The sequence below is a fragment of the Actinomadura terrae genome, assembly GCF_022751215.1.
Lineage (GTDB): Bacteria > Actinomycetota > Actinomycetes > Streptosporangiales > Streptosporangiaceae > Spirillospora > Spirillospora terrae.
Window position 1 is genome coordinate 679513 of record NZ_JAICDG010000001.1, and the last position, 23598, is coordinate 703110.

The 23598-nt window shown below is 74.2% G+C and carries 19 protein-coding genes; 11 read left to right on the plus strand and 8 right to left on the minus strand.

Translation table 11 applies throughout. The annotated features are described in order from the left end of the window. Positions 1-30: 30 nt before the first annotated feature. The 4 genes from K2F47_RS03015 to ligD (K2F47_RS03030) form a co-directional block, all read right to left on the minus strand. Positions 31-228, minus strand: a complete 198-nt coding sequence (locus tag K2F47_RS03015) for an Rv3202a family protein (protein ID WP_242901099.1) — start codon at positions 226-228, stop codon at positions 31-33. Positions 229-307: 79 nt separating this feature from the next. After that, positions 308-1675, minus strand: coding sequence for a dihydrolipoyl dehydrogenase family protein (locus K2F47_RS03020; protein ID WP_242901100.1), 1368 nt, complete (start codon positions 1673-1675; stop codon positions 308-310). 48 nt (positions 1676-1723) lie between these two features. Next, positions 1724-2617 carry a non-homologous end-joining DNA ligase gene (ligD, locus tag K2F47_RS03025; RefSeq protein WP_242901101.1) on the minus strand — a complete coding sequence of 298 codons (894 nt, stop codon included), beginning with the start codon at positions 2615-2617 and terminating at the stop codon, positions 1724-1726. After that, complete coding sequence (gene ligD / locus K2F47_RS03030) at positions 2607-3581, minus strand: non-homologous end-joining DNA ligase (RefSeq protein ID WP_242901102.1); 975 nt, start codon at positions 3579-3581, stop codon at positions 2607-2609. Before ligD (K2F47_RS03030) ends, ligD (K2F47_RS03025) begins: the two co-directional genes overlap by 11 nt. A 113-nt stretch (positions 3582-3694) precedes the next feature. On the opposite strand from ligD (K2F47_RS03030), the gene ku reads away from it, so the two are divergent. After that, positions 3695-4582, plus strand: a complete 888-nt coding sequence (gene ku, locus K2F47_RS03035; protein WP_242901103.1) for a non-homologous end joining protein Ku — start codon at positions 3695-3697, stop codon at positions 4580-4582. Between the two features lie 117 nt (positions 4583-4699). Here the strand turns inward: ku and K2F47_RS03040 are convergent, their stop codons facing one another. The 3 genes from K2F47_RS03040 to K2F47_RS03050 form a co-directional block, all read right to left on the minus strand. Continuing rightward, positions 4700-5230 carry a superoxide dismutase family protein gene (locus K2F47_RS03040; RefSeq protein WP_242901104.1) on the minus strand — a complete coding sequence of 177 codons (531 nt, stop codon included), beginning with the start codon at positions 5228-5230 and terminating at the stop codon, positions 4700-4702. Between the two features lie 186 nt (positions 5231-5416). Continuing rightward, positions 5417-5719, minus strand: a complete 303-nt coding sequence (locus tag K2F47_RS03045; protein ID WP_242901105.1) for a hypothetical protein — start codon at positions 5717-5719, stop codon at positions 5417-5419. A gap of 183 nt (positions 5720-5902) precedes the next feature. Beyond that, complete coding sequence (locus tag K2F47_RS03050; RefSeq protein ID WP_242901106.1) at positions 5903-8086, minus strand: MMPL family transporter; 2184 nt, start codon at positions 8084-8086, stop codon at positions 5903-5905. Positions 8087-8238: 152 nt separating this feature from the next. Here K2F47_RS03050 and K2F47_RS03055 point away from each other — a divergent pair, with 152 nt between their 5' ends. From K2F47_RS03055 to K2F47_RS03065, 3 genes are all read left to right on the plus strand, one after another. Further along, the gene (locus tag K2F47_RS03055) at positions 8239-9003 is read left to right on the plus strand and encodes a TetR/AcrR family transcriptional regulator (RefSeq protein ID WP_242901107.1); all 765 of its coding nucleotides are present in this window, start codon (positions 8239-8241) and stop codon (positions 9001-9003) included. A 162-nt stretch (positions 9004-9165) separates the two neighbouring features. Next, on the plus strand, positions 9166-10401 hold the full coding sequence (locus K2F47_RS03060) for a sensor histidine kinase (protein ID WP_242902546.1): 1236 nt from the start codon (positions 9166-9168) through the stop codon (positions 10399-10401). Continuing rightward, positions 10398-11063, plus strand: a complete 666-nt coding sequence (locus K2F47_RS03065) for a response regulator transcription factor (RefSeq protein ID WP_242901108.1) — start codon at positions 10398-10400, stop codon at positions 11061-11063. Before K2F47_RS03060 ends, K2F47_RS03065 begins: the two co-directional genes overlap by 4 nt. A gap of 247 nt (positions 11064-11310) precedes the next feature. Here the strand turns inward: K2F47_RS03065 and moeZ are convergent, their stop codons facing one another. Beyond that, positions 11311-12492: an adenylyltransferase/sulfurtransferase MoeZ gene (moeZ, locus tag K2F47_RS03070; protein ID WP_242901109.1), complete on the minus strand. Its 1182-nt coding sequence runs from the start codon at positions 12490-12492 to the stop codon at positions 11311-11313. 211 nt (positions 12493-12703) lie between these two features. On the opposite strand from moeZ, the gene K2F47_RS03075 reads away from it, so the two are divergent. The 7 genes from K2F47_RS03075 to K2F47_RS03105 all read left to right on the plus strand — a co-directional run bounded on the left by K2F47_RS03075 (position 12704) and on the right by K2F47_RS03105 (position 23515). Continuing rightward, a complete protein-coding gene (locus K2F47_RS03075; protein ID WP_242901110.1) occupies positions 12704-13606 on the plus strand; it encodes a hypothetical protein in 903 nt (300 codons plus the stop codon). After that, entirely contained in the window at positions 13600-15147 is a 1548-nt protein-coding gene (locus K2F47_RS03080) for a S8 family serine peptidase (RefSeq protein WP_242901111.1), read from the plus strand. Before K2F47_RS03075 ends, K2F47_RS03080 begins: the two co-directional genes overlap by 7 nt. Beyond that, complete coding sequence (locus tag K2F47_RS03085; RefSeq protein WP_308198358.1) at positions 15131-15448, plus strand: MGMT family protein; 318 nt, start codon at positions 15131-15133, stop codon at positions 15446-15448. Before K2F47_RS03080 ends, K2F47_RS03085 begins: the two co-directional genes overlap by 17 nt. A 139-nt stretch (positions 15449-15587) precedes the next feature. Then, positions 15588-18761 (plus strand): ATP-dependent helicase, encoded by a 3174-nt coding sequence (locus tag K2F47_RS03090; protein ID WP_242901112.1) that lies wholly within the window; start codon positions 15588-15590, stop codon positions 18759-18761. A gap of 33 nt (positions 18762-18794) precedes the next feature. Further along, complete coding sequence (locus K2F47_RS03095; protein ID WP_242901113.1) at positions 18795-22172, plus strand: ATP-dependent helicase; 3378 nt, start codon at positions 18795-18797, stop codon at positions 22170-22172. 157 nt (positions 22173-22329) lie between these two features. After that, entirely contained in the window at positions 22330-23109 is a 780-nt protein-coding gene (locus K2F47_RS03100; protein ID WP_242901114.1) for a methyltransferase domain-containing protein, read from the plus strand. 97 nt (positions 23110-23206) lie between these two features. Further along, positions 23207-23515, plus strand: a complete 309-nt coding sequence (locus tag K2F47_RS03105; protein WP_242901115.1) for a hypothetical protein — start codon at positions 23207-23209, stop codon at positions 23513-23515. Positions 23516-23598 lie beyond the last annotated feature (83 nt).

The following is a 23598-nucleotide window of genomic DNA, read 5'->3' on the forward strand; positions in this document are numbered from 1 at the left end:
GCTCCCGGCCGGGTGGCGGAGGGGGGCCGGTCAGCGGTAGTCGTCCTCGTCGAGGTTGATCTCGCGGCGCTGGTCGGCGGCGTCGGCCTCGTCGGCGTCGAAGGGCAGCTGCGCCGTCCACTCGCGGGGCTGCTCCTCCTCGGCGGCGACCTCGGCGCGCTGCTCGGCGGCGTCCGCCTCGGGCGCCTCGTCGGGTACGGGCTGCTCACGGTCGTCGGTCTGGCTCATCACAGGTCCTGTCCTCGTACGCACTGTCCTCGTACGCGCTGTCGTCGGGCGGGTGGCGGCGTTCCTCCTGGGCGCGCTCTCACAGGCGTCCGGCCAGGTCGCGCAGCGGCGGCTCAAGGGACTCGCCGTAGGTCGGGAACGCGTGCACGACGTCGGCGAGCATGCTCAGCGGGGTCTCCGCGCGGATGGCCAGCGCGATCTCGCTCATCCACTCCTCAGCGTAGGGTCCGGCCGCGGCGGCGCCGATCAGCAGTCCCCGTGAGCGGTCGGCGTACAGTTCGACACGGCCGCGGTCGTCGGCGTCCACCGCCGCCCGCGCCGTCGCCGCGAGGTCGTACCCGGACGCGAGCAGGTCTATGCCGAGTTCGGCGGCCCGTGCGGGTGAGAGCCCCACCGCGTAGACGGTCGGCGTGGTGTGGACGACCCGGGGGATCGCCCGGTAGTCGGCCTCCCGGCGCCGCCCGAGCAGGTTGGCGAGCACCACGCGCGCTTGGTAGCGGGCGGCGTGGGTGGTGCGGGCGACGCCGGTCACGTCCCCGGCGGCCCAGACCCGGCCCGTCTCGGACGGGACGGCGCACGTCGCGTCCACCGGTATGCCCTGCCCCGGGCTGATCTCGACGCCGAGGGCCTCAAGGCCGAGGCCCGCCACGCGCGGGCGGCGCCCGGCGGCGACGAGGATGCGGTCGGCGTCGGGCGTCCCGCCGTCCGAGAGCCACAGCCGCACGCCCGACTCCTTGCGCTCGACCTGCCCGAGGGCGGCGCCGAGCCGCAGGTCGACGCCCATCCTTCGCAGCGCGTCGGCCAGTGCCTCGCCGGCGAAGGGCGCCTCGGCGTCCAGCAGCCGCCCGGCCGCCTCGACCAGCGTGACCTGCGACCCGAACGCCGCGTACACCTGCGCCATCTCGCAGCCGACGGGCCCGCCGCCGAGGACGACGAGCCGGCGCGGCAGGTCGGGGACCGACAGTGCCTCGTCGCTGGTCCAGACGGGGACGTCGGCGAGGCCGTCCACCGGGGGCAGGACGGGTTCGCTGCCGGTGCACACGACCAGGTCGCCGTAGCCGTGCTCGACCCCGTCGACCTCGACGGCGCCGGGGCGGACGACGCGTCCGACGCCGCGTAGGACGGTCACGCCGTCCTCCGCGAGCCGGGCGACCGCGCGGTCGTCGTGGCGGTGGGCGGCCAGCTCGTCGCGGCGGGCGACGGCCAGCTCCCAGGTCTCGCCGCGCCGCGCCGACAGCAGGAGCGAGGTGGACGGGACGCATGCCAGATATGGCGACAGGCCCCCGACCAGGTGGTGCTCGACGAGCGCGACGTCGCGCCCCGCGCGGGCGAGGCCCGCCGCGACCAGCTCCCCGGCCGTCCCCCCGCCGAGCACGACGGCACCGTGTTCGTTCTTCGACAACTGTTCATCCTCCAGCACCCGCAGGATGTCCCCGTGGTGCTCCATGGTGGCGGATTCCGGCGCCGGAGCGTGCCGGTTCGGACACAAACGGCGTCAGGGCAGGGGCTGCCGCTCGCTCAGCAATGGTTCGAGCAGGTCGCCGTGCCCGTCGATGCGCGCCAGCGCGTCGGCGGGGTAAAAGCGCAGGTCGGCGGCGCCATCGCAGGCGTCGAGCTCGTCCCAGGTCACGGGCATGGACACCGACGGCTCGTCGGCGGCGCGCAGCGAGTAGGGCGCGACGGTGGTCTTGGCGGGGTTGTTCTGGCTCCAGTCGACGAAGACCTTCCCCTTGCGCAGCGCCTTGTCCATCTTCGCGACGACGAGCCCGGGATGCTCCTCCGCGAGCCGCCGCGCCGCCGCCTTGGCGTAGTCGGACGTCCGCGCCGACTCCTTGATCGGGACGTAGAGGTGCAGGCCCTTCTTGCCGCTGGTCTTCGGGTAGGAGTCCAGGCCGTCCTCGGCGAGCAGGTCGCGCAGCAGGTGCGCCACCTCGCACGCCTCCACGACCGTCGCGGGCGGCCCCGGGTCCAGGTCGAACACGACCAGGTCGGGGTCGTGGACCGCGCCGCGCGGCCCCACCTTCCACTGCGGGACGTGCAGCTCCAGCGCGGCGAGGTTGGCGCACCACACGAGCGTGGGCAGGTCGTCCACGACGACGAAGTCGAGCGTGTCGCGTCCCGTGGAGCTGCCGGGGGTCGGGATCGTCGCCGTCCGCACCCAGTCGGGCGTGTGCGACGGCGCGTTCTTCTCGAAGAACTTCTGCGCGCGCACCCCGTCCGGCCAGCGGATGCGGGTCGCGGCGCGGTCCTTCAGGTGCGGCAGCATGACCGGCGCGACCCGCGCGTAGTAGTCGATCACCTCGCCCTTGGTGAACTCCGGATAGAGATCCTTGTCCAGGTTGGACAGCTTGAGCCGCCGCCCCTCGACCTCCACCTGCTCACTGCTCAAGGCTGACCTCCAGGGGGTCCTTGTCGTCGCGCAGCCCGCGCCAGGACGGGTGCCGGAGCCGCCCGTCCCTGGTGCGCGAGCCGTAGGCGACCTCCCCGACGAGGCGGGGTTCAACCCACTGGACGTCGCGGGTGAACTCGCGCGGCACGGCCTCGTCGTAGGGGCTCTCCGCGCGGCGCAGCGGCCACAGCGTGCCGTACAGCTCGTCCAGCGCCCGCTCGGTGAAGCCGGTGCCGACGTGCCCGACGAAGCACAGCCGGCCCTTCCCGTCGTACTCGCCGAGCAGCAGCGAGCCGACGCCGCCCTCGCGCCGCCCCCGGCCGGGCTTCCAGCCGCAGACGACGACCTCGCGGGTCATGAAGTTCTTGACCTTGCGCCAGAAGTCGACGCGGCGGCCGGGCCGGTAGGGGGAGTCGAGCCGCTTGGCGAGCAGCCCTTCGAGGCGCTGCTCCACCGTGAAGTCGAGCAGCTCCTTGACCTGGCCGGTGTCGCCGCCGTGCAGGTACGGGGGGACCTCCACGGGCCCGGCGCCGGCGAGGTCCAGCTCGGCGAGCAGCGCGCGGCGCTCGGCGTAGGGGACGTCGTACAGCGTGCCTCCGTCCAGCCGCAGCAGGTCGAACGCCACGTACCGGACGGGCACCTCGCGGATCAGCCGCGGATCGGGGCGGCCCACGTGCATGCGGCGCTGGAGGCGCTCGAAGCTCGGGCGCCCCTCCTCGAAGGCGACGACCTCCCCGTCCAGGACGACGTCGCGGTCGGGGAGGAGGTCGGCCAGGCCGGACAGCTCGGGGTAGCGTCCGGCGACGTCGCCGCCGCGCCGCCCGCAGGCGCGCACGCCGCCCGCGGCGACGTGGGCCAGCACGCGGACGCCGTCCCACTTGAGCTCCAGGCCCCAGCGTTCGCCGTCGACCGGAAGGTCCCCGGTGACGGCCATCATCGGTTCGACGGGCCAAGGCGTGGTCATACCGCCGTCCTACCCGTTGCCCGAGCCGGAGAAAAGGATCAAGAGGCCGTTATGGAGCAAATCGAACGAGGTTGCGACGCTAGGGGGAGGAACGCGCTGGGTAAGGAGAGATCATGCGCAGTATCTGGAAGGGCGCGATCTCGTTCGGGCTGGTGACGATACCGGTGAAGCTCTATTCGGCGACCGAGCAGCGGGACGTCGCCTTCCACCAGGTACACCGCGAGGACGGGGGCCGGATCAAGTACAAGCGGGTCTGCACGGTCGACGGCGAGGAGGTCGCCTACTCCGACATCGCCAAGGGTTACGAGCTGCCGAGCGGCGAGATGGTGATCCTCACCGACGAGGACTTCGCCGACCTGCCGCTGTCCTCCAGCCGCAGGATCGACGTCCTCCAGTTCGTGGAGCGCGAGGAGGTCGACCCGATCTACTTCGCGAAGTCCTACTACCTGGAGCCGGACGCGCAGGGCGCCAAGCCCTACGTGCTGCTGCGCGACGCGCTGGAGGAGTCGGGGCAGGTCGCGATCGTCAAGGTGGCGCTGCGGCAGCGCGAGTCGCTGGCGACGCTGCGGGTGCGCGGCGGGGTGTTCGTGCTGGAGACCATGCTGTGGCCGGACGAGGTCCGCGCGCCGGACTTCCCGTTCCTCGACGAGGACGTGGAGGTCCGCAAGCAGGAGCTGACGATGGCGACGTCGCTGATCGAGTCGATGGAGGGGGACTTCGACCCGGGGGAGTACAAGGACGCCTACCGGGAGGCGCTCCAGCAGGTGATCGATGCGAAGATCGAGGGGCGGGAGGTCACGCGCCCGGCCGAGGAGGAGGCCGAGGAGCCCGCCGCCGACCTGCTCAGCGCGTTGCGCGCGAGCGTCGAGGCGGCGAAGAAGGGGCGCGGCGAGCGGAAGGCCTCCGGGGGCAAGGCGTCGTCGGCCAAGTCGGGCGGGAAGAAGGAGCCGGCGAAGAAGGAGCCGGCGAAGGGGCGGAGCCGGAGCCGCAAGTCGGCCTGAGCCCGCCGCCGACGGGACGGCGACGGGCGGCTGTGCCGGTTCAGACCCGTGCTCGTTCGGAACCGTGCTCGTTCGGAACCGTGCTCGTTCGGAACCGTGCTCGTCAGGCCCCGGGGGTCAGAACGGGACGTTGGTGCAGAGGAGCCGCGCGCCCGCGTCGCCGGTGCGCTCGTTGGTCGGCTGCGCGTGGATGACGACCGAGCCCGCCGCTCCGTCGGCGATGAGGCCGTGGTGGACGGTCCGCGCACTGGCGGAGCCGCCCCGCTCGACCTTGAGGTCGAGCCAGATCTCCTTCTCGCGGAGCGGGGCCTTCGCCGCGACCTTCGGGTCGCGGTAGTGGTCGCCGGAGTCGGCGGGGTTCCGGCCGCACACCCTCCGGTGGACGTGGGCGCCGAACGTGTGGCCGGCGGCCTTGGCGGGGAACCCGGTGGCCCTGAGGGTCACGATCGTGCGGTGTCCCTGCTCGGTGACGATGACCTCCGTCCGGACGCCGGAGTAGGCCGGGTCGTAGACGTTGGTCGGCCCCACCGAGATTATCTGTCGCTCGTCCTGGGCGGGGGCGCTGCGGGCCAGGGCGGGGGCCGGGAGTGACGCCAGCGCGACGCCGGCCGTGACCAGCGTGGCGGTGGCGCGGACGGTCAAGGGCATGATCTTCCTCTCCGTGGGACCGGTGCCGGCGACCGGTGGCTCACGATCATGCCCACGCAGCGTCGTCGGACGGGCGCGCGGAGTTCCCGTGTCGGGTCAAGAAGAAGGCCGGGCGGTGCGGAAGTCCGCCTGGCCGGAACCTCGGAGCAGGACGCGGGTCGCGACGAGGCTGAGGTGCGGGACGGATCAGGCGTCGCGGCGCGCCGACAGCACGCGCGCGAGCGCGGCCGCGGCGGCCTCCGGCTCGGCGCACGGGCAGATCCGCTCGCCCCAGCCGTAGAAGTAGGCCCACGACCCGGCGGGCTGCTCCAGGACGGCGATCACGTTCTCGTTCAGCCCCCGCATCTCGGGGTTGGCGACCAGAGCGGACGGCCACCGGTCGGCGTGCGCGGCGACCTCGACGATCCAGCCCCCCGCGCGCAGGACCTCGGTGAGCCGTTCCAAGTGCGCGAGCGCCGCCTCGGCCTCGCTGATGGCTTGCACGGACATCGTGCTCTCCCCCCAACAAGAATCCCGTTCAGTCTGGCGCCGCTGAGAGGGAGATCACAAGCGGTTTGGGCGATGTGGCCGGGGTGGGCGGCGGCGAGGTGGGGCGAAACCCCCCAGTTCGTCCCACCTCGCCGCGTAGATGGCGGCCGGTGCCGCGTGGGAGGGACCGGCACCGGCCGCCGGTCAGGGGACGGGCTCCAGCGTGGCCGAGGACGGGCGGTCGTCCTCCCGGATGCCGTACCGCCCGTACAGGCGGCCCAGCGGGCCGGGGGCCCACCAGTTCGCGCGTCCGAGCAGCCGCATCGTGGCGGGCACGAGCAGTGCCCGCACGACGGTCGCGTCCAGCACGATCGCGAGCGCCATCCCGACCCCGACCATTTTGATGAACGTGACCCCGGACGTCGCGAACGCGCCGATCACGACGATGAACAGCAGCGCCGCGCTGGTGATGATCCCGCCGGTGCGCTGCACGCCGGTGCCGACGGCGGCGGTGGTCGAACCGGTCAGGTCGTACTGCTCGCGCACCCGCGACAGCAGGAACACCTCGTAGTCCATCGAGATCCCGAACAGGATCGCCAGCATCAGGATCGGCATCGCGGGGGACACCGACCCGGTCGCGGTGAAGTCCAGCGGGCCGGACAGGTGGCCCTCCTGGAAGACCAGCACCAGCGCGCCGAACGTGGCGCCCAGCGTCAGCATGTTCATCACGATCGCCTTCAGCGGCAGGACGATCGACCCGAACGCCAGGAACAGCAGCACGAACGTCGCGCCGCCGATGAGCAGCGCGAGCCACGGGAGTGTCGAACCGATGCTGGACAGCTGGTCGACGATCTCGGCGGTCGAGCCGCCGACCCGCACCCGCGCGCCCGGCGGCGCCGGGACGTCCCGGACGCGCTCGACCAGCGCCCGCGCCTCGCTGGAGTTCGGGTCGGCGTCATAGCGCAGCGCGATACGGGTGGTGGACCCGCCGCTCGCGGTGTTGGTGCCGGTGACGGCCGCGCCGGTCACACCGGGCAGCGCGTCCAGGCGGTCCCCGTACGCCTGGATCGCCGCCCGGTCGGCCGTGCCGGTCACGACGGCCTCGATGGGGTCGGTGATGTTGCGGGGGAACTGCGTCTCCATCGTCTCGGCGACGACGCGGGCGTCGGCCCCCTCGGGCAGGGCCTTGGCGTCGACGCCGCCCCAGTTGATCCGCAGGGCGGGGGCGCCGAGGACGCCCAGCAGCACGACGGTGGCCGCGACGTAGACGACGGGACGGCGCATGACGCTGTGCGCGACGCGTCCCCACCAGCCGTCCGCGCGTCCCGCGGCCGGGGTCGTGGCCGCCTTCTTCCGCCGCCGGATCGACAGCGCGTTCACCCGGGGCCCGAGCACGGCCAGCAGCGCGGGCAGGACGGTCAGCGCGCCGACCATGCAGACGAACACGGTCGCGATGCCGCCGTAGCCCATCGAGCGCAGGAAGTTCTGCTCGAACAGCAGCAGCCCGGACAGCGACACCGCGACCGTGACCCCCGACACCGCGACCGTGCGTCCGGCGGTGGCCATGGTGGTGGCCAGCGCGTCCTCGACGGACTCGCCGCGGGCGATCTCCTCGCGGAACCGGCTCACCATGAACAGGCCGTAGTCGATGGCGAGCCCGAGGCCGAGGAACGTGGTGATGTTCACCGCGAAGATCGAGATGTCGGTGACATAGGTGAGCAGGTGCAACGCGGTGAACGCGCCGAGGATCGCGACGCCGCCGACCACCAGCGGCAGGCTCGCCGCCACCAGCCCGCCGAAGATCAGCACGAGCAGCACCAGCAGGATCGGCATCGCCATGCCCTCGGCCCGGCCGATGTCGGAGGCCACCCGCGAGTTGATCTCGGTGCCGGTGCCGACGAGCCCGCCGACCTTGGCGGTGAGCCCGCCGCCGACCTCGGTCAGCCGGTCCTTGATCTCCTTGTAGGAGTCGTCGCGGGCGCCGTCGTCGGCACCGGCGAGCCGCAGGACGGCGTAGGTGGAGGTCCTGTCCTTGCTGACGAACTGCGGCGACTTCGTCGTCCAGTACGTGGAGGCGGCGGCGACCTCGGTGCGCGGCAGCGCGGCGAGCGCCCGCTCGACCGAGGCGCGGTAGGCCGGGTCGTCGACGGTCATGCCGGGACGGCCCTGGTAGAGGATCACGACGTCGGCCGCGTCGCGGCCGAGGTCGCGCTCGGCGATCTGCGCCGCGCGGGCGCTCTCGCTGCTCGGGGTGTTGAAGCCGCCGCCGGAGGACAGGGCGCCGAACAGCCCCGTGCCCCAGACGGCGGCGACGACGAGCACGGCGCCCGCGACCGCGAGCACGGCGCGGCGGCGCCGGTGGACCCATCGGCCCCAGTTATCGAACATGGTCGTCCTTCCTAGGGGTGATCAGCACTCACGCTTGTTAACGCTGTTTAGGGTTAATGATGTTAACTTTGCATACGAGCTTCACTATCGTCAATGGTGTTTCTTGAGGGATCATGCGTCGGGACCAGGAGGAGCAGAGGGGCGGCGGAACGGTGACGACACGGCGGGACCGGGTGCGTGCGGCGACGGTCAGGGAGATCTCCGAGACCGCCCGGCGGATCCTCGTCCAGGAGGGCGCCGAGGCGGTGACGCTGCGCGCCATCGCCCGCGCGATGGGGATGACCGCGCCGGCGCTGTACCGGTACTTCGGCAGTCACGGCGAGCTGCTTCGGTACCTCGTCGGCGACATCTTCACCGAGCTGACCGACGAGCTGCGCGCCGGAATGCACGAGGTGGGGCACGCCGACCTGAGCGGCAAGTTCCTCGTGGTGTCCCGGCGGTTCCGGCTGTGGGCGCTCGCCCATCCGCGCGAGTACGCGCTGCTGTTCGGCACGCCCGTGCGCGGCACCTCCTACGAGGAGGAGGACCCCGACTTCGCCGAGGAGTGCGCCCGCGAGTTCGGCTGGACGTTCATGTCGCTGTTCATGGAGCTGTGGCGGAAGCGGCCGTTCCCCGTCCCCGCCGACGACGAGATCGACCCGGCGCTGTACGCGCAGCTCGTCCGCTACCGCGAGGAGGTCCTCGACGTCGACCTGCCGATCGGCGTGATCCAGCAGTTCCTCGCGTGCTGGATCCGGCTCCAGGGAGGCGTCAGCCTGGAGGTCTTCGGGCACCTGGACTTCGCCCTCGACGACGCCGCGCCCATGTTCGAGCTGATGCTCTCGGAGATCGCGCCCGTCCTCGGCCTCACCTACACCCCGCCGAAGACCGAGGGGGCCGAGGGGGCCGACGAGGGGGTCGAGGGGGCCAAGGGGTAGCGGCGGCGCGGTCCGCGGGTGCTCCATGCAGATCACTCTCGGCGCCACGGCCGGGGCGGCGCGTCCGCCGCGAGGACGGCCGTGCGGCCACCCGGAGGAGGCGCCTCCTCCAGTCGCAGGAGCCGCGCCTGCGGGCCCGGCTCGTACGATCGGGACGTGCTGATGCGATGGATGGAGCGGGCGTTCGACGGCGCCTCGGGTCCCGCGCGGCTGGTCGTCCTCGCCGTGCTCGGGCTGGGCGACCTGATCCTGCTGAACCGTCCGCAGGACGTCACGGACGGGGCGCTCGTGTCCGCCGCGTTCGCCGCCGCCTTCGCGGGCGCGCTGCTGCCGCCCGCCACCCGGGCCGCCCAGGCGGCGCCGGTCGCCGCCGCGGCGCTGCTCGTGCTCGGCGACACGCTCGACGCGGACGCCGCGGTCACGCTCAAGGGGATGATCGCGATCACGCTGTTCGAGCTGGCGCTGCGGCCCGGCCGGGGCCGGGTGCTCGCCGCCGTCGCGGGCCTGGTCGCCGCGCTGGTGTGCGTGCACGCCGTCGGCACGGCCGGCGACGTTCCGCCGACGCTGTTCCGGGTCGCGGTCCTGGTCGGGCTGCCGGTGCTGCTCGGCGCCTACATCCGGCTCCTCCGCGAGCGGATGGAGGAGCAGGAGCGCTCGCGCCGCTCGCAGACGGTCGCCGCGCGGGCGCACGAGCGCGCCGCCATAGCCCGCGAGCTGCACGACCTCGTCGCGCACCACGTGTCGTCGATGGTGCTGCGGGTGGGGGTGGCCCGGCACGTCCTGCCGTCCGCCGACCCGCGCGTCACCGAGGTCCTGGACGACCTGCACGCCTCCGGCGCGGCGGCGCTCGCCGACCTGCGCCACCTCGTGGCGGTGCTGCGCGACCCGGGGCTCGCCGAGCCGGGCGTCCCGCTGGTCGAGCGCGCCGGGCTGCCCGCCGCGCTGGACGCGGCGGTGGAGCGCGGCCGGGGCGACGGGCTGGAGATCGCCGCCGACATCGACCCCGGCGTCGCGGGGCTGGACGCCGTCCGGCGGCTGACCGTGCTGCGGATCGTCCAGGAGGGGCTGGCGAACGTCGTCCGGCACGCGGGCCCCGGCGCGTCGGCGGCGGTGTCGGTGCGGGTCGGCGCGCGGGCCGTCCGGCTGGAGATCACCGACGACGGCGCCCGGGCCGCCCGGGCACCGCGGGCGTCCGCCGTCCCGGGGGCCTCGGGGCACGGGCTCGTCGGGATGACCGAGCGCGTCGAGCTGCTCGGCGGGACGCTCGCCGCCGGGCCGCGCGAGCGCGGCGGCTGGCGGCTGCTCGCCGAGTTCCCCGCCCCGGACCTCCCCCCGGGCGAGGGGCCGCCGGGCGAGGGGCCGCCCGTGGGGGCGGAGCCGTCGGGGCGGGCCGCGTGATCCGGGTCCTGCTGGTGGACGACCAGCACCTCGTCCGGATGGGGCTGCGGATGCTCTGCGACTCCGCGCCCGACCTGGAGGTCGTCGGCGAGGCCGGGGACGGCCGGGACGCGCCGCGCCTGGTCGGGGAGCTGAGCCCGGACGTCGTCCTGATGGACCTGCGGATGCCCGGCGTGGACGGGATCGCCGCGACCCGCCGGATCACGGCGGCGTGGCCGGCGGTCCGGGTCGTGGTGCTGACCACGTTCGACGACGACGACCACCTCTACCCCGCGCTCGCCGCCGGGGCGTTCGGCTTCATGGTGAAGGACGCGCCGCCGCCCGAGCTGCTGCGCGCCGTCCGGATGGCGGCGGGCGGCGAGTCCCCCTACAGCGGCGACGTGCTGCGGCGGCTCGTCGACCAGGCGGTGCGGGCCCGCTCCGAGCCGCAGGAGGCGGACGGGACGGCAGGGCCGCGCCCCCCGGCCGGGCTGACCGCGCGCGAGGAGGAGGTGCTGGCGCTGGTCGGCGCGGGCCTGTCGAACCGGGAGATCGGCGACCGCCTGCACCTCGGCGTCACGACCGTGAAGACCCACGTCGCGAACCTGATGCGCAAGACCGGCTGCCCCAACCGGATCCGGCTCGCCGTCCTCGCCGTCCGGACCGGCGTCACCCCGCACTGAGGCAGAGCCGCACTGAGGCAGAGCCGCACTGAGGCAGAGCCGCACTGAGGCAGAGCCGCACTGAGGCAGAGCCGCACTGAGGCAGAGCCGCACTGAGACAGAGCCGCACTGAGGCAGAGCCGCACTGAGGCAGAGCCGCACTGAGACAGAGCCGCACTGACAGAAGAGGCCCCCGGAACCGTGAACGGCTCCGGGGGCCTCGCACACCCGCCTGGTAGCGGATCAGCGGTGGGTCAGCCGGTGGTGATCAGTACGAGGGGAGGCTCGGGTCGATCTGGTTCACCCAGGCCAGCACGCCGCCGCCGACGTGCACGGCGTCGCCGAAGCCGGCGTTCTTGACCACGGCCAGCGCCTCGGCCGACCGCGCGCCCGACTTGCAGTGCAGGACGATCTTGCGGTCCTGCGGGAGGCGCTCCAGCGCGGAGCCATTCAGGAACTCGCCCTTGGGGATCAGCGTCGCGCCCGGGATCGAGACGATCTCGTACTCGTTCTGCTCGCGGACGTCCACGAGGAAGATGTCCTCGCCGCGGTCCTGCATGGCCTTGAGGTCGTGGACGGAGATCGTGGACTGCGCGGCGGCCTCGGCGGCCTCCTCGGAGACCGCTCCGCAGAACGCCTCGTAGTCCTCCATCAGCTCGGTCTGCGTCGGGTTCTTCCCGCACAGCGGGCACTCCGGGTCCTTGCGGACCTTGACCGAGCGGTAGCTCATCTCCAGCGCGTCGTAGATCATGAGGCGGCCGACGAGCGGCTCGCCGATGCCCGTGAGGAGCTTGATGGCCTCGTTCACCTGGATCGAGCCGATCGACGCGCACAGGACGCCGAGCACCCCGCCCTCCGCGCAGGAGGGGACCATGCCGGGCGGCGGCGGCTCGGGGTAGAGGCAGCGGTAGCACGGGCCGTGCTCGGCCCAGAACACCGACGCCTGGCCGTCGAACCGGTAGATCGAGCCCCACACGTACGGCTTGCCGAGCAGCACGGCCGCGTCGTTCACCATGTACCGGGTGGCGAAGTTGTCGGTGCCGTCCAGGATCAGGTCGTACTGGGCGAAGACGTCCATGATGTTGTCGCGGTCGAGCGCGGTGTTGTGCACCACGACCTCGATCAGCGGGTTGATCTCGCGGACGGTCGCGGCGGCGGACTCGACCTTCGGCTTGCCGAGGGAGGACTGCCGGTGGATGACCTGGCGCTGGAGGTTCGACTCGTCCACGACGTCGAAGTCGACGACGCCGAGCGTCCCGACACCGGCGGCGGCCAGGTACATCAGGGCCGGCGAGCCGAGGCCGCCCGCGCCGACGACCAGGACCTTGGCGTTCTTCAGACGCTTCTGCCCGGCCATCCCCACGTCGGGAATGATGAGGTGCCGCGAGTAGCGGTTGACCTCGTCGCGGGTGAGCTCGGCTGCGGGCTCGACCAGAGGTGGCAACGACACGGTGATGCTCCTGTGCTGACGCTCGGCTGGTACGGGGGACGTCATGTCCTTACGGCACAACCTTGCCATGTCCAGCGGAATTCCCCGAGCGCGGTGTCCACCTCCGGCGTGCCCTCCTCCGGGAGTCAGGCGCGGAGCCCGTGCCTGGGTGAAGCGCCCTTACGCGGATGTCAGGGCGCAATGTCGTGAAGCACAGTTAATCTTGGCTGTTGTGGCATTCCTGCCCCCCTCCCCCCAGCAGCCGCCCAGGCCGCCCGCGCCGCCCGCCGGTCCCGCCGGTCCCGCCGGTCCCTACGGCGCCGTGCCGCCGGGCCGTCCCGTGGGCCCACCGCCCGCCCCGCTCATGGGCCCGCCGGCGATCCGTCCGCCGACCGTGCTCGGCCTGCGCGCCCGGCAGTGGATGCTCGTGGCCGTCGTCGTCGGCTCCTGCTACCTCGCGCTGACCGTCGTCGGCGTCGCGGGGGCCTGGACGACCCTGCACCGCGACCCCACCAACGCCGAGCTGCAACGCGCCGCGAACGCCGAGGTCGCGCGGCGCTGGGAGGCGTGGCCCGCGGACCGGGTCTTCCCCGCGCGGCTCAGCTACGCCCCCGACGAGGGCCACAGCGAGTACGCGACGCGGATGGGCATCGTCCCCGACACCGGCTGCGAGCAGGGCGTCGACCCCGGCCTGATGGCGACGCTGCGCAAGCACGGCTGCAAGGCGGTGCTGCGCGCCACCTACACCGACCAGCTCGAAGGGGTCGTCGTCACCGTCGGCGTCGCCGTCTTCCCCGACCCCTGGCAGGCCGACAAGGCGTTCAAGGAGCTGCCCGACTCGCACGGCCCGGACGGCACCGGCACCGTCCAGCCCGCGCTGAAGGCCGCCGCGTTCCCCGGGACGGCCGCCGCGCGCTTCACCGACGCCGCCCGGCAGGACCGGACGTTCGACCGCGGCGGCCCCTACGTCGTGCTGACCACGTCCGGCCAGACCGACGGACGCCCCGCCGCCGCCGTCAAGAAGGCGCGCCCGGGCGAGCCGTTCATCGTGGCGCCGCAGCTCGGCCGCGCGGTGGCGCGGTCGCTGTCGGTCCGGTCCCTGCCGGACTGCGACGGCAGCGAGTGGCGGTGCTGACCGCGATGCTCGCCCGAGCCCGCAGGGCCGCGGCGGTGCTCGCGGCGGCGGCCGTCGCCGCGCCGGTCTGCGGGGCGTGGCTGCCGGTCGCGCCCGCCGCGTCCGCGCGCGCCGACCAGGTCCGCGACGCGCAGCGGCCGATCCTGGACGACCTCGACGTCCCGGCCGCGTGGAAGATCACGCGGGGCCGGGGCGTGACGGTCGCGGTGGTCGACGCCGGCGTCGTGGGGAGCAATCCCGACCTCGCCGGGTCGGTCACGATCGGCCCGAACATGCTCGCCGCGATCGACGCGGGGACCAGGCCGCAGCAGATGCACGGCACCACCATGGCCTCGCTGATCGCCGGGCACGGCCACGGGCCCGGCGGCAACGCGGGCGTCATCGGGATCGCGCCCGAGGCGAAGCTGCTGTCGGTCCGCGTCATCGGCGAGAAGGGCGATCCCAGCTACCGGAGGTTCCGCACCGACGAGCGCTCCGAGACCGCGGTCGCGCGCGGCATCCGCTACGCCGCCGACCACGGCGCCGACGTGATCAACCTCTCGCTCGGCGAGAGCCGGGAGTCGGCGGAGGAGCGGGAGGCCGTCGGCTACGCGATCGGCAAGGGCGTCGTGGTCGTCGCGGCGGCCGGGAACGAGGGCGAGAAGCGCGAGCTCCTCGACGGGGACGGCTTCGCGCCCTACTCCTACCCCGCGTCCTACCCGGGCGTGATCGCGGTCGCCGCGACCGACGGCGCGCACGCCCGCGCCCCGTTCTCCAACCGCAACTACTCGGTGCTGCTGGGGGCGCCCGGCGTCGACCTCCCCGTCTCCGGGTCGGACGGCAACTACTACCGCAGCTCCGGCACCAGCGACGCCTGCGCGCTCGTGTCCGGCATCGCCGCGCTGATCCGCGCCCGGCACCCGAAGCTGCCGCCCGCGCTGGTCTCCCAGGCGCTCGTCGCGGGCACCCGCTCCGGGCCGGCCGGCAAGTACGGCCCCGAGACCGGGTTCGGCCAGGTCAACGCCCAGCGCGCGCTCGCGGCGGCGGACACGCTGACCTCCGCCCGCCCCGGCGCCGCCGCGGGCAAGCCCGCCCGCGACCGGTTCGGCGCCGCCGAGCCGGGCCCGGTGGCGATCATCGACCGGCCCGGCTGGGTGCAGCCGCTGATCGTCACGATCATCGTCGTGGGCGTCGGCGGAACGCTGGCCGCGGCGGCGATCTCGGTCGCCTTCCACCGCCGCCACCCCCGCCCCGCCCTGTCGCCCGCCCTGTCGCCCGGTCAGGTCGGCGCCTTCGGGCCCCCGTCCTTCGGACGGCCGGGGCCCGGGGCGCCTCCGTACCGGCCGCCCTCGTACATGCGGCAGCACGGGCCCGCGTACCCGTCGCCGCCCCCGTCGGGCACGCCGTCGTTCGCACCGCCGGGCCAGGACGCGCCCCCCTCCTATGACGCGCCGTCGGGCTATGACATGCCGCCGCCCGTCCCGCCGAGGGAGGCGCGGCCGCCGGGCGAGCACGAGGAGTCGGGTGATGCGGGAGGATCGGACGGTGTGGTCGGAACCTGACGAGTACGCCGAGGCCGTTCTGGACGCGGTCGAGCGGATCCCGCCCGGTCGCGTCATGTCCTACGGGGACCTCGCCGAGCTCGTCGGGAAGGGCGGGCCCCGGCAGGTCGGGCGGGTGATGTCGCTCTACGGGGGCGCCGTCCCGTGGTGGCGGGTGACCCGGTCGGACGGCAGGCCCCCGAGCGGCCACGAGATCACCGCCCACGAGCACTACCGCGCCGAGGGCACGCCGCTGCGCCCGGACGGGAGCCGCGTCGACATGGCCCGCGCCCGCTGGGTGGACGTCGACGCATCGCCCTGATCCCGTGACCCTCCTCACACCCTGATCGCCCGCGCCGCCCCGCGGCCGCCGCCGATCACTGCCGTGCGACCTCGTCACATGGGCGACATGCGTCCGATGTGGTCCGAACCGTCGCGGTGATCTGCTCCAATGAAATGTTGTGCCGCAAGCTTCCTACCGCCTCGTGCGTCGCGCGGGTCCCGCGCGCGCCGTCCCGCCCCCGCTCGACGAGCAGCAGCGGCGGGTGGTCGAGCACGCCGGCGGGCCGATGCTGGTGCTCGCGGGGCCCGGCACCGGCAAGACGACGACGATCGTCGAGGCGGTCGTCGACCGGATCGAGAACCGGGGCGTCGACCCCGAGCGCGTCCTCGTCCTGACGTTCAGCCGCAAGGCGGCGGGCGAGCTGCGGCAGCGGATCACCGGGCGGCTGCACCGGACGACGCGGACGCCGCTCGCGCTCACCTTCCACGGCTACGCGTTCGCGCTGCTGCGGCGGGACGCCGTCCTGAACGAGGAGGACGCGCCGCGGCTGCTGTCGGGGCCCGAGCAGCTCCTGGAGGTCCGGCGGCTGCTGGAGGGCGAGCTGGCCGACGGCGCCCGCGACTGGCCGGAGCGGCTGCGCGCCGCGCTGGCCACCCGCGGCTTCGCCGAGGAGCTGCGCGACTTCACGCTGCGCGCCGTCGAGCGCCAGTACTACTCCGACGACCTCGCCGGGCTCGGACGGCTCCGGGGGCGCGACGACTGGCCCGCAATCGGCTCGTTCATGGACCGCTATGAGCAGCGCTTCGCGCTCGACCCCGTCCAGACCTACGACTACGGCGAGCTGATCCAGCGCGCCGCGGGGACGCTGGTGGACGAGGACGCGCGGATCCGCGAGCAGGACGCCTACGACGCCGTGTTCGTGGATGAGTACCAGGACACCGACCCCGCGCAGGAGGCGCTGCTCCAGCACCTCGCGGGGGAGGGCCGCGACCTCGTCGTCGTCGGCGACCCCGACCAGTCGATCTACGGGTTCCGGGGCGCCGACGTGCGCGGCATCCAGGAGTTCCCGACCCGCTTCCCGACGCTGGACGGGCGGCCCGCGCCGGTGGTCGCGCTGCGGACGTGCCGCCGGATGGGCCCGGAGATCCTGGAGGCGTCCCGCCGGATCGCGCGGCGGCTCCCGGCCGGGTCGGCGGGCGCCGCCGAGCACCGCGCGCTGCTCTCCCCGGACGACCTCGAAGACGGCGAAGTGCGCGCTGTGATCGCCGACTCCGAGAGTCAGGAGTCCGCGCTCGTCGCCGACGAGCTGCGCCGCGCGCACCTGCTCGACGGCGTGCCGTGGTCGCGGATGGCGGTACTGGTGCGCAGCGCGGTCCGGCAGGTGCCCGTGCTGCGCCGCGCGCTCGCGCAGGCCGGGGTGCCGGTGGTGGTCGCGGGCGACGAGGTGCCGCTGGTCGCCGAGCCCGCCGTCCGGCCGTTCCTGGTGCTGCTGCGGGCGGCGCTGCAAAAGGGCTTCCTCGACGAGGTCGTCGCCGAGGACCTGCTCACCGGTCCGCTCGGCGGCGCCGACGCGCTCGCCATGCGGCGCCTCAAGCGCGCCCTGCGCGACCTGGAGGAGCTGTCGGGCGGGCAGCGCCCGCTGGGCGACCTGCTCATCGCCGCCGTCAACGACCCGCGCGAGCTGGTCGCCGTGCACGAGCGGGTGCGGGCGCCCGCCGAGCGCGTCGCGCACCTGGTGGAGACGGCGCGCCGCACCGCCCACGACGGCGGCACCGCCGAGGAGGTGCTGTGGGAGGTGTGGCGGGAGAGCGGCCAGGCCGACGTCCTGCTGGAGCAGAGCGCCCGGGGCGGGACGCGCGGCGCCGCCGCCGACCGCGACCTTGACGCCGTCGTGGCGCTGTTCGACCACGCGGCGCGGTTCGTCGACCGGCTCCCGCAGGCGGGCCCCGAGCTGTTCGTCGACACGATCGCCGCGCAGGAGATCGCCGGGGACACGCTCGCCGAGCACGCGCCCGAGGGCGAGGCCGTCCGCATCCTCACCGCGCACCGCGCGAAGGGTCTGGAGTGGGACGTCGTCGTGGTCGCGGGCGTGCAGGAGGGCGCGTGGCCCGACGTCCGGCTGCGCGGGTCGCTGCTCGGCATCGAGGAGCTCGTCGAGCACGCCGCCGGGGCCGAGCCCGACGGGAAGGACGCGGCGGGCGCGTCGATGGCCGCCAAGATGCTGGACGAGGAGCGCCGGCTGTTCTACGTCGCCGTCACCCGCGCCCGCAAACGGCTGGTGGTGACGGCCGTCGGCGGCGACGACACCGAGGAGCGCCCGTCCCGGTTCCTGAACGAGCTGCTGCCCGGCGCCATCGAGCAGTCGCAGCTGGACGAGAAGACCCGCTGGCTGTCGCTGTCGGCGCTGGTCGCGGACCTTCGCTCGGCGGTCGCCGACCCGTCCCGGCCCGAGCCGCTGCGCCGCGCCGCCGCCGGGCACCTCGCGCGGCTCGCCCGCGCCGGGGTGCGCGGCGCCAAGCCCGAGAACTGGTACGCGATCACGGCGCTGTCGGACGCCGGGCCCGCCTTCGCCGAGGACGAGGGGATCACGATCTCCCCCTCCCAGGTCGAGGCGTTCACGACCTGCGGGCTGCGCTGGCTGCTCGCCTCCGCCGTCGGCGCGCAGGAGGGCGGGCCCAACGAGTTCAGCACCATGGGCAAGGTCATCCACGCGGTCGCGGAGATGGCGGGCGCCGACGACGGGATCAACGAGGTCCATGTCGCGCAGCGGCTCGACGAGATCTGGAAGGACCTCGACTTCCGCAGCGGCTGGTACTCGGAAAAGCAGCGCGAGCAGGCCGCGACGATGGTCGACAAGTTCCTCACCTGGCACCGCGACAACCCCAACGAGGTCGTCGCGCTGGAGGAGTCGTTCAAGGTCGACCTCGGCCGCGTCGTCATCAAGGGGCGCATCGACCGGGCCGAGCGCGACGAGCACGGCCGCGCCGTCATCATCGACATCAAGACCTCCAGCGGCGCCGTCCCGAAGGAGGACCTCGCGCGGCACCCGCAGCTCGGCGTCTACCAGTACGCGGTGATGCTCGGCGCGTTCGAGCGGCACGGCCTGATCGAGCCCGGCGGCGCCAAGCTCGTGCAGGTCGGCAAGGCCGCCTTCGCCGCGAAGGCGCGCGAGCAGGAGCAGCCGCCGCCCGCGCAGGACGAGGACCCCGAATGGCCGAAGAAGCTCGTCGAGATCGTCGCGACCGGGATGGCGGGCGAGGTGTTCCAGGCGCGGGCGAACGACAAGTGTCGGACGTGTCCCGTACGGTCCTGCTGTCCGGTGCACGAACAGGGCGGTCAGGTTGGCGACTGATCCTGACCCGGTCCACGCGGAGGAGGGGGCGAGGTGATCACGCCGGGGGAGCTGGCCGGGCTGCTGGAGATCCCGCCGCCCACCGACGAGCAGGCGCGGGTGATCCAGGCGCCGCTCGCGCCGATGGCCGTGATCGCGGGCGCCGGGTCGGGCAAGAGCGAGACGATGGCCGCGCGCGTGGTGTGGCTGGTCGCGAACGGGTTCGTGCGGCCCGAACGGGTCCTCGGGCTGACGTTCACCCGCAAGGCCGCCGCCGAGCTCGGCGTCCGCGTCCGCAAGCGGCTCGACACGCTGCGCGAGGCGCTGCCCGCCGACGAGCTGGAGCGGCTCGGCGGCGAGGCGCTGTTCGACGGCGAGCCCATGGTCTCGACCTACCACTCCTACGCGGCGCGGCTGTTCGGCGACCACGCGCTGCGCGAGGCGCTGGAGCCGACGATGCGGCTGATCTCGCCCGCCGTCGCCTGGCAGATCTGCTCCCGCGTCGTCGACACCTACAACGGCCCGATGGACCGCGTCGAGTGGCAGCCCGACACCGTCACCAAGGCCGTGATGGAGCTGTCGGGCGACCTGTCGGAGCACCTGCGCACGACCGCCGACATCCGCAAGGTCGGCTCCTGGCTCGACGAGCGGTTCGCGGCGCTGCGCAAGCCGCTCAAACCGCAGCGCGACATCCTCGCCAAGCACGCCGTCCGCGAGCAGCTCATGCCGCTCGTCGAGGCCTACGGGCGGGCCAAGGCCGACCGGGAGGTCATCGACCACGGCGACCAGATGGCGCTGTCCGCGCGGATCGCCTACCGGCACCCCGAGGTCGGGATGGTCGAGCGGTCCCGGTTCTCGGTCGTCCTGCTGGACGAGTACCAGGACACGAGCCAGGCGCAGCTCGTGCTGCTGACCTCGCTGTTCTCCGGCGGCCACCCGGTGACGGCGGTCGGCGACCCCTGCCAGTCGATCTACGGGTGGCGCGGCGCGAGCGCCGGGAACCTGCTGCGGTTCGCCCACGACTTCCCCGCCCAGCCCGCCGTGGCGGGGCGGCGGCCGGTGCCCGCGCCGGTCGTCCAGCTGAGCCGGTCGTTCCGCAACGGCGAGCGGATCCTGGAGGCCGCCGCCACGATCCAGGAGGAGCTGCGCGCCGAGACCGCCGCCGTGCCCCGGCTCGTCCCCGGCGCCGGACGCGAGGGCCGCGGCCGCGTCGAGTGCGCGCTGTTCCCGACCGTCGAGGACGAGGCCGACCGCATCGCCGCGCGGGTCGTCCGGCTGATGGCCGAGGGCGTCGAGACCGCCCCCGACGGCGGCGACCTCGCCGAGCCGCTCCGGTACTCCGACATCGCCGTGCTCGCGCGGAAGCGGTCGCAGTTCCCGCTGATCCGGCGCGCGCTGGAGGCGCGCGGCGTGCCGGTCGAGGTCGTCGGGCTCGGCGGGCTGCTGACCGTCCCCGAGGTGCAGGACGTCGTCGCCACCCTGCGCGCCATGCACGACCCGACCGCCGGGGCGTCGCTCGCCCGCCTGCTCACCGGGCCCCGCTGGCGGCTCGGCCCGCGCGACCTCGTCGCGCTCGGCCGCCGCGCCCGCGCGCTCGCCCAGGACTCCGCCCGCGACGTCACCCCGCCGCCGTCCGCCGAGCCCCCGGCCCCCGAGGCCCCGGAGGAGCCTCGGGATTCGGGGGCCGAGGGAGAGGCGGAGGACCCGCTGCGGCAGCTCGTCAGCGAGCTCAACCAGGAGACCGGCAGCCTCGTGGACGCGCTCGACGACCTCGGCGACCCCGCCGCCTACTCCCCGGAGGGCTACGGGCGGCTGCGGCGGCTGCGCGACGAGATGCGCGTCCTGCGCGGGCAGGTCGGGCTGCCGCTGCCCGACCTCGTGAGCGAGGTGGAGCGGGCGCTCGGGCTCGACATCGAGGTCGCCGCGCGGTCCGGACTGGACCCGGTCACCGCCCGCGCCGACCTGGACGCGTTCATCGACGCCGCCGCCACCTTCGCGGGCGACGCCGAGGACCCGACGCTCGGCGCGTTCCTCGCCTACCTCAAGGCCGCCGAGACCGAGGAGTTCGGGCTGGAGGCCGGGCGGGTCGGCGAGACCGACAGCGTGAAGCTGCTCACCGTCCACGCGTCCAAGGGGCTGGAGTGGCCGGTCGTCGTCGTGCCGGGGCTGTCGTACGTGCCGCAGAAGAACGGCGGGCCCGCCAAGGGGTCGATCTTCCCCTCGCCGCCGCAGAACGCCACCCGGTGGACGGCGAACCCGCGCGTGCTGCCGTTCATGCTGCGCGGCGACCGCGCCGACCTGCCCGCGCTGCGCGGCCTCGACAAGGACGACCTCGCCGCGTTCGACCAGGCGTGCTCCGAGCGCGACCTGCGGGAGGAGCGGCGGCTCGCCTACGTCGCGGTGACCCGCGCGTCCAGCCTGCTCATCGCGACCGGGTACTGGTGGGGCTCGTCCGGGCGCCCGCTCGGCCCCTCGCCGTTCCTGGAGGAGGTGCGGGCGGTGTGCCTGGCGGGCGCCGGGGCGGTCGCGGTGTGGGCCGACCCGCCGGAGGAGGGCGCCGCCAACCCGCTGCTCGCCGACCCCGACGAGGCGCACTGGCCGGTCGCGCCCGGCGAGCGCGGCCGCGCCGACGTCACCGCCCGCGAACGGTACGAGGCGGTCGTCGCGGCCGCCCGCATGGTCGAGGACGCGATGAACGGCCGCACTCGCCACTGGGCCGGCAACGACGGCCTGTCGGACGCCGACCGGGGCCGCATGACCGCGTGGGCGCGCGACGTCGAGCTGCTGCTCGCCGAGCGCGACCGGGGCCGCGGCGGCGACGGGACGCTCGTCGAGCTGCCCGCGAACCTGTCGGTGTCGTCGCTGGTGTCGCTCGCGCGCGACCCGGCGGCGCTGGCCCGCCAGATCCGCCGCCCGATGCCCCGGCCGCCCGCCCCCTACGCGCGGCGCGGCACCGCGTTCCACGCCTGGCTGGAGAGCCGCTGGGGGCAGCAGCGCCTCCTGGACCCCGACGAGCTGCCCGGCGCGGCCGACGAGGGCGCCGCCGACGACGCGCACCTGGCGCGGCTGCGGGAGCGGTTCGAGGAGTCGGAGTGGGCGGCGCGCGAGCCGCTCGACATCGAGGTCCCGTTCGAGACGATCATCGGCGACCGGCTGGTCCGGGGCCGGATGGACGCCGTCTTCCGCTCGCCCGGCGGCGGCTACGAGGTCGTGGACTGGAAGACCGGGTCGCCGCCGTCCGGCGACGAGGCGGGGCCCGCCTCCGTCCAGCTCGCCGCGTACCGGCTGGCCTGGGCGGAGCTCACGGGCGTCGACGTCGAGCGGGTCAGCGCGGCCTTCCACTACGTCGCCGCGAACCGCACCGTGCGGCCCGCCGACCTCCTCGACGCGGACGGGCTGGCGGCGCTGCTGGAGTCCGTTCCGTCGGTCTGACGCCCGCTCGGGTTTGGATCCGGCCGGTTCCAACGTTGTGAGCTTGCCTTTCGCCGTGACGTGGGACGCGTCACGCCGCCGGGTGATGACTCTCACTTACCTCTGTTCACCGTGCGTGCTTTCGGGGATGATCCGGGCACTACCTCAGGGAGGCGACGTGACGGTGACGCATGGCGACAAGGTCGTACGGGAGTTCTCCGGGCAGGCGGCGGGGTTCGCCGATCCCCGGCTGAACGCCGCGTTCACCCGCCACCTGGACCGGCTCGTCCGGTTCATGGAGCCCGAGCTCGACCCGGAGGACGTGGTGCTGGAGGTCGCCGCCGGAACCGCGCTCGTCTCCCGCGCCGTCGCCCGCCGCGTCCGGCACGCCACCGCGCTCGACCTCACGCCCGCGATACTCGCCGAGGGCAAGCGCGAGGCCGACCGCGCGGGCCTCACCAACCTCACGTTCACGCACGGCGACGCCGCCGACCTCCCCTACGTCGACCGGTCGTTCACGCTCGTGCTGACGCGGTTCTCCCTCCACCAGGTCGCGGCCCCCGAGGCGGTCGTGCGGGAGATGGTCCGGGTCAGCCGTCCCGGCGCGGCGCTGTTCGTCGCCGACCTCGTCCGGCCCGAGGGCGTCGCCGGCGACGCGGACCGCATCGAGCGGCTGCGCGACCCGTCCCACGGCAGAGCGCTCACCACCGCCGAGGTCGCGGACCTCGTCACGGCGGCGGGCGCCGAGGTGAAGCGGCGCGACGAGTTCACCTTCACCCGCCCGCTGCGCCCGTGGCTGGAGCTGTCCCGGACGCCGGACGACGCCGCCGCGCAGATCCGCGAGGAGCTGGAGGCCGAGCTGGCGGGCGGCCCCGCGACCGGCATGCGGCCCAGCCTGGTCGACGGGGAGCTGCACTTCACGCACTCCTACCTCCACCTGCACGCGATCGTGGACTGACGCGCGTCGCGGCGGGGCACGTCGAGCGGGCACGTCGAGCGAAAGTTTTCGAGCAAACGTTCGACGTGGCTCGCTCGTATGTTCTAGGTTGTCCGCCATGGGTTCCAGCAACGTGCGCTCCCTCGACCGCGAGCCGGCCGCGCTGGCGATGCGCATCGGCGTCGTGGCGGCCGAGGCCGCCCTCGCCACCTTCGCCCGCAACCTCGACCTGGACGACCTCGCGGCCGGCGTCGACTTCCAGGGTGCCATCGGGCCCGCCGAGTGGCCCGTGTTCTCCCTGGTCATCGACACCCTCGCGGAGGCCGCCCCCGGCGATGGCCGGTCGGTGGACGAGCGCCGCGCCGACGCCCTCAACGACCTGGCCCGCATCTGCATGGCCGCGAAGCGGCGGGCCGGCGCCGCCTGACGGCTCGTCCCCGCCGGGGCGGCGCCCGAACTCCCCGCGGCCCGGGTCCGGGCGCCGTTCTGTGTTTATTTCAATCTCGGCCC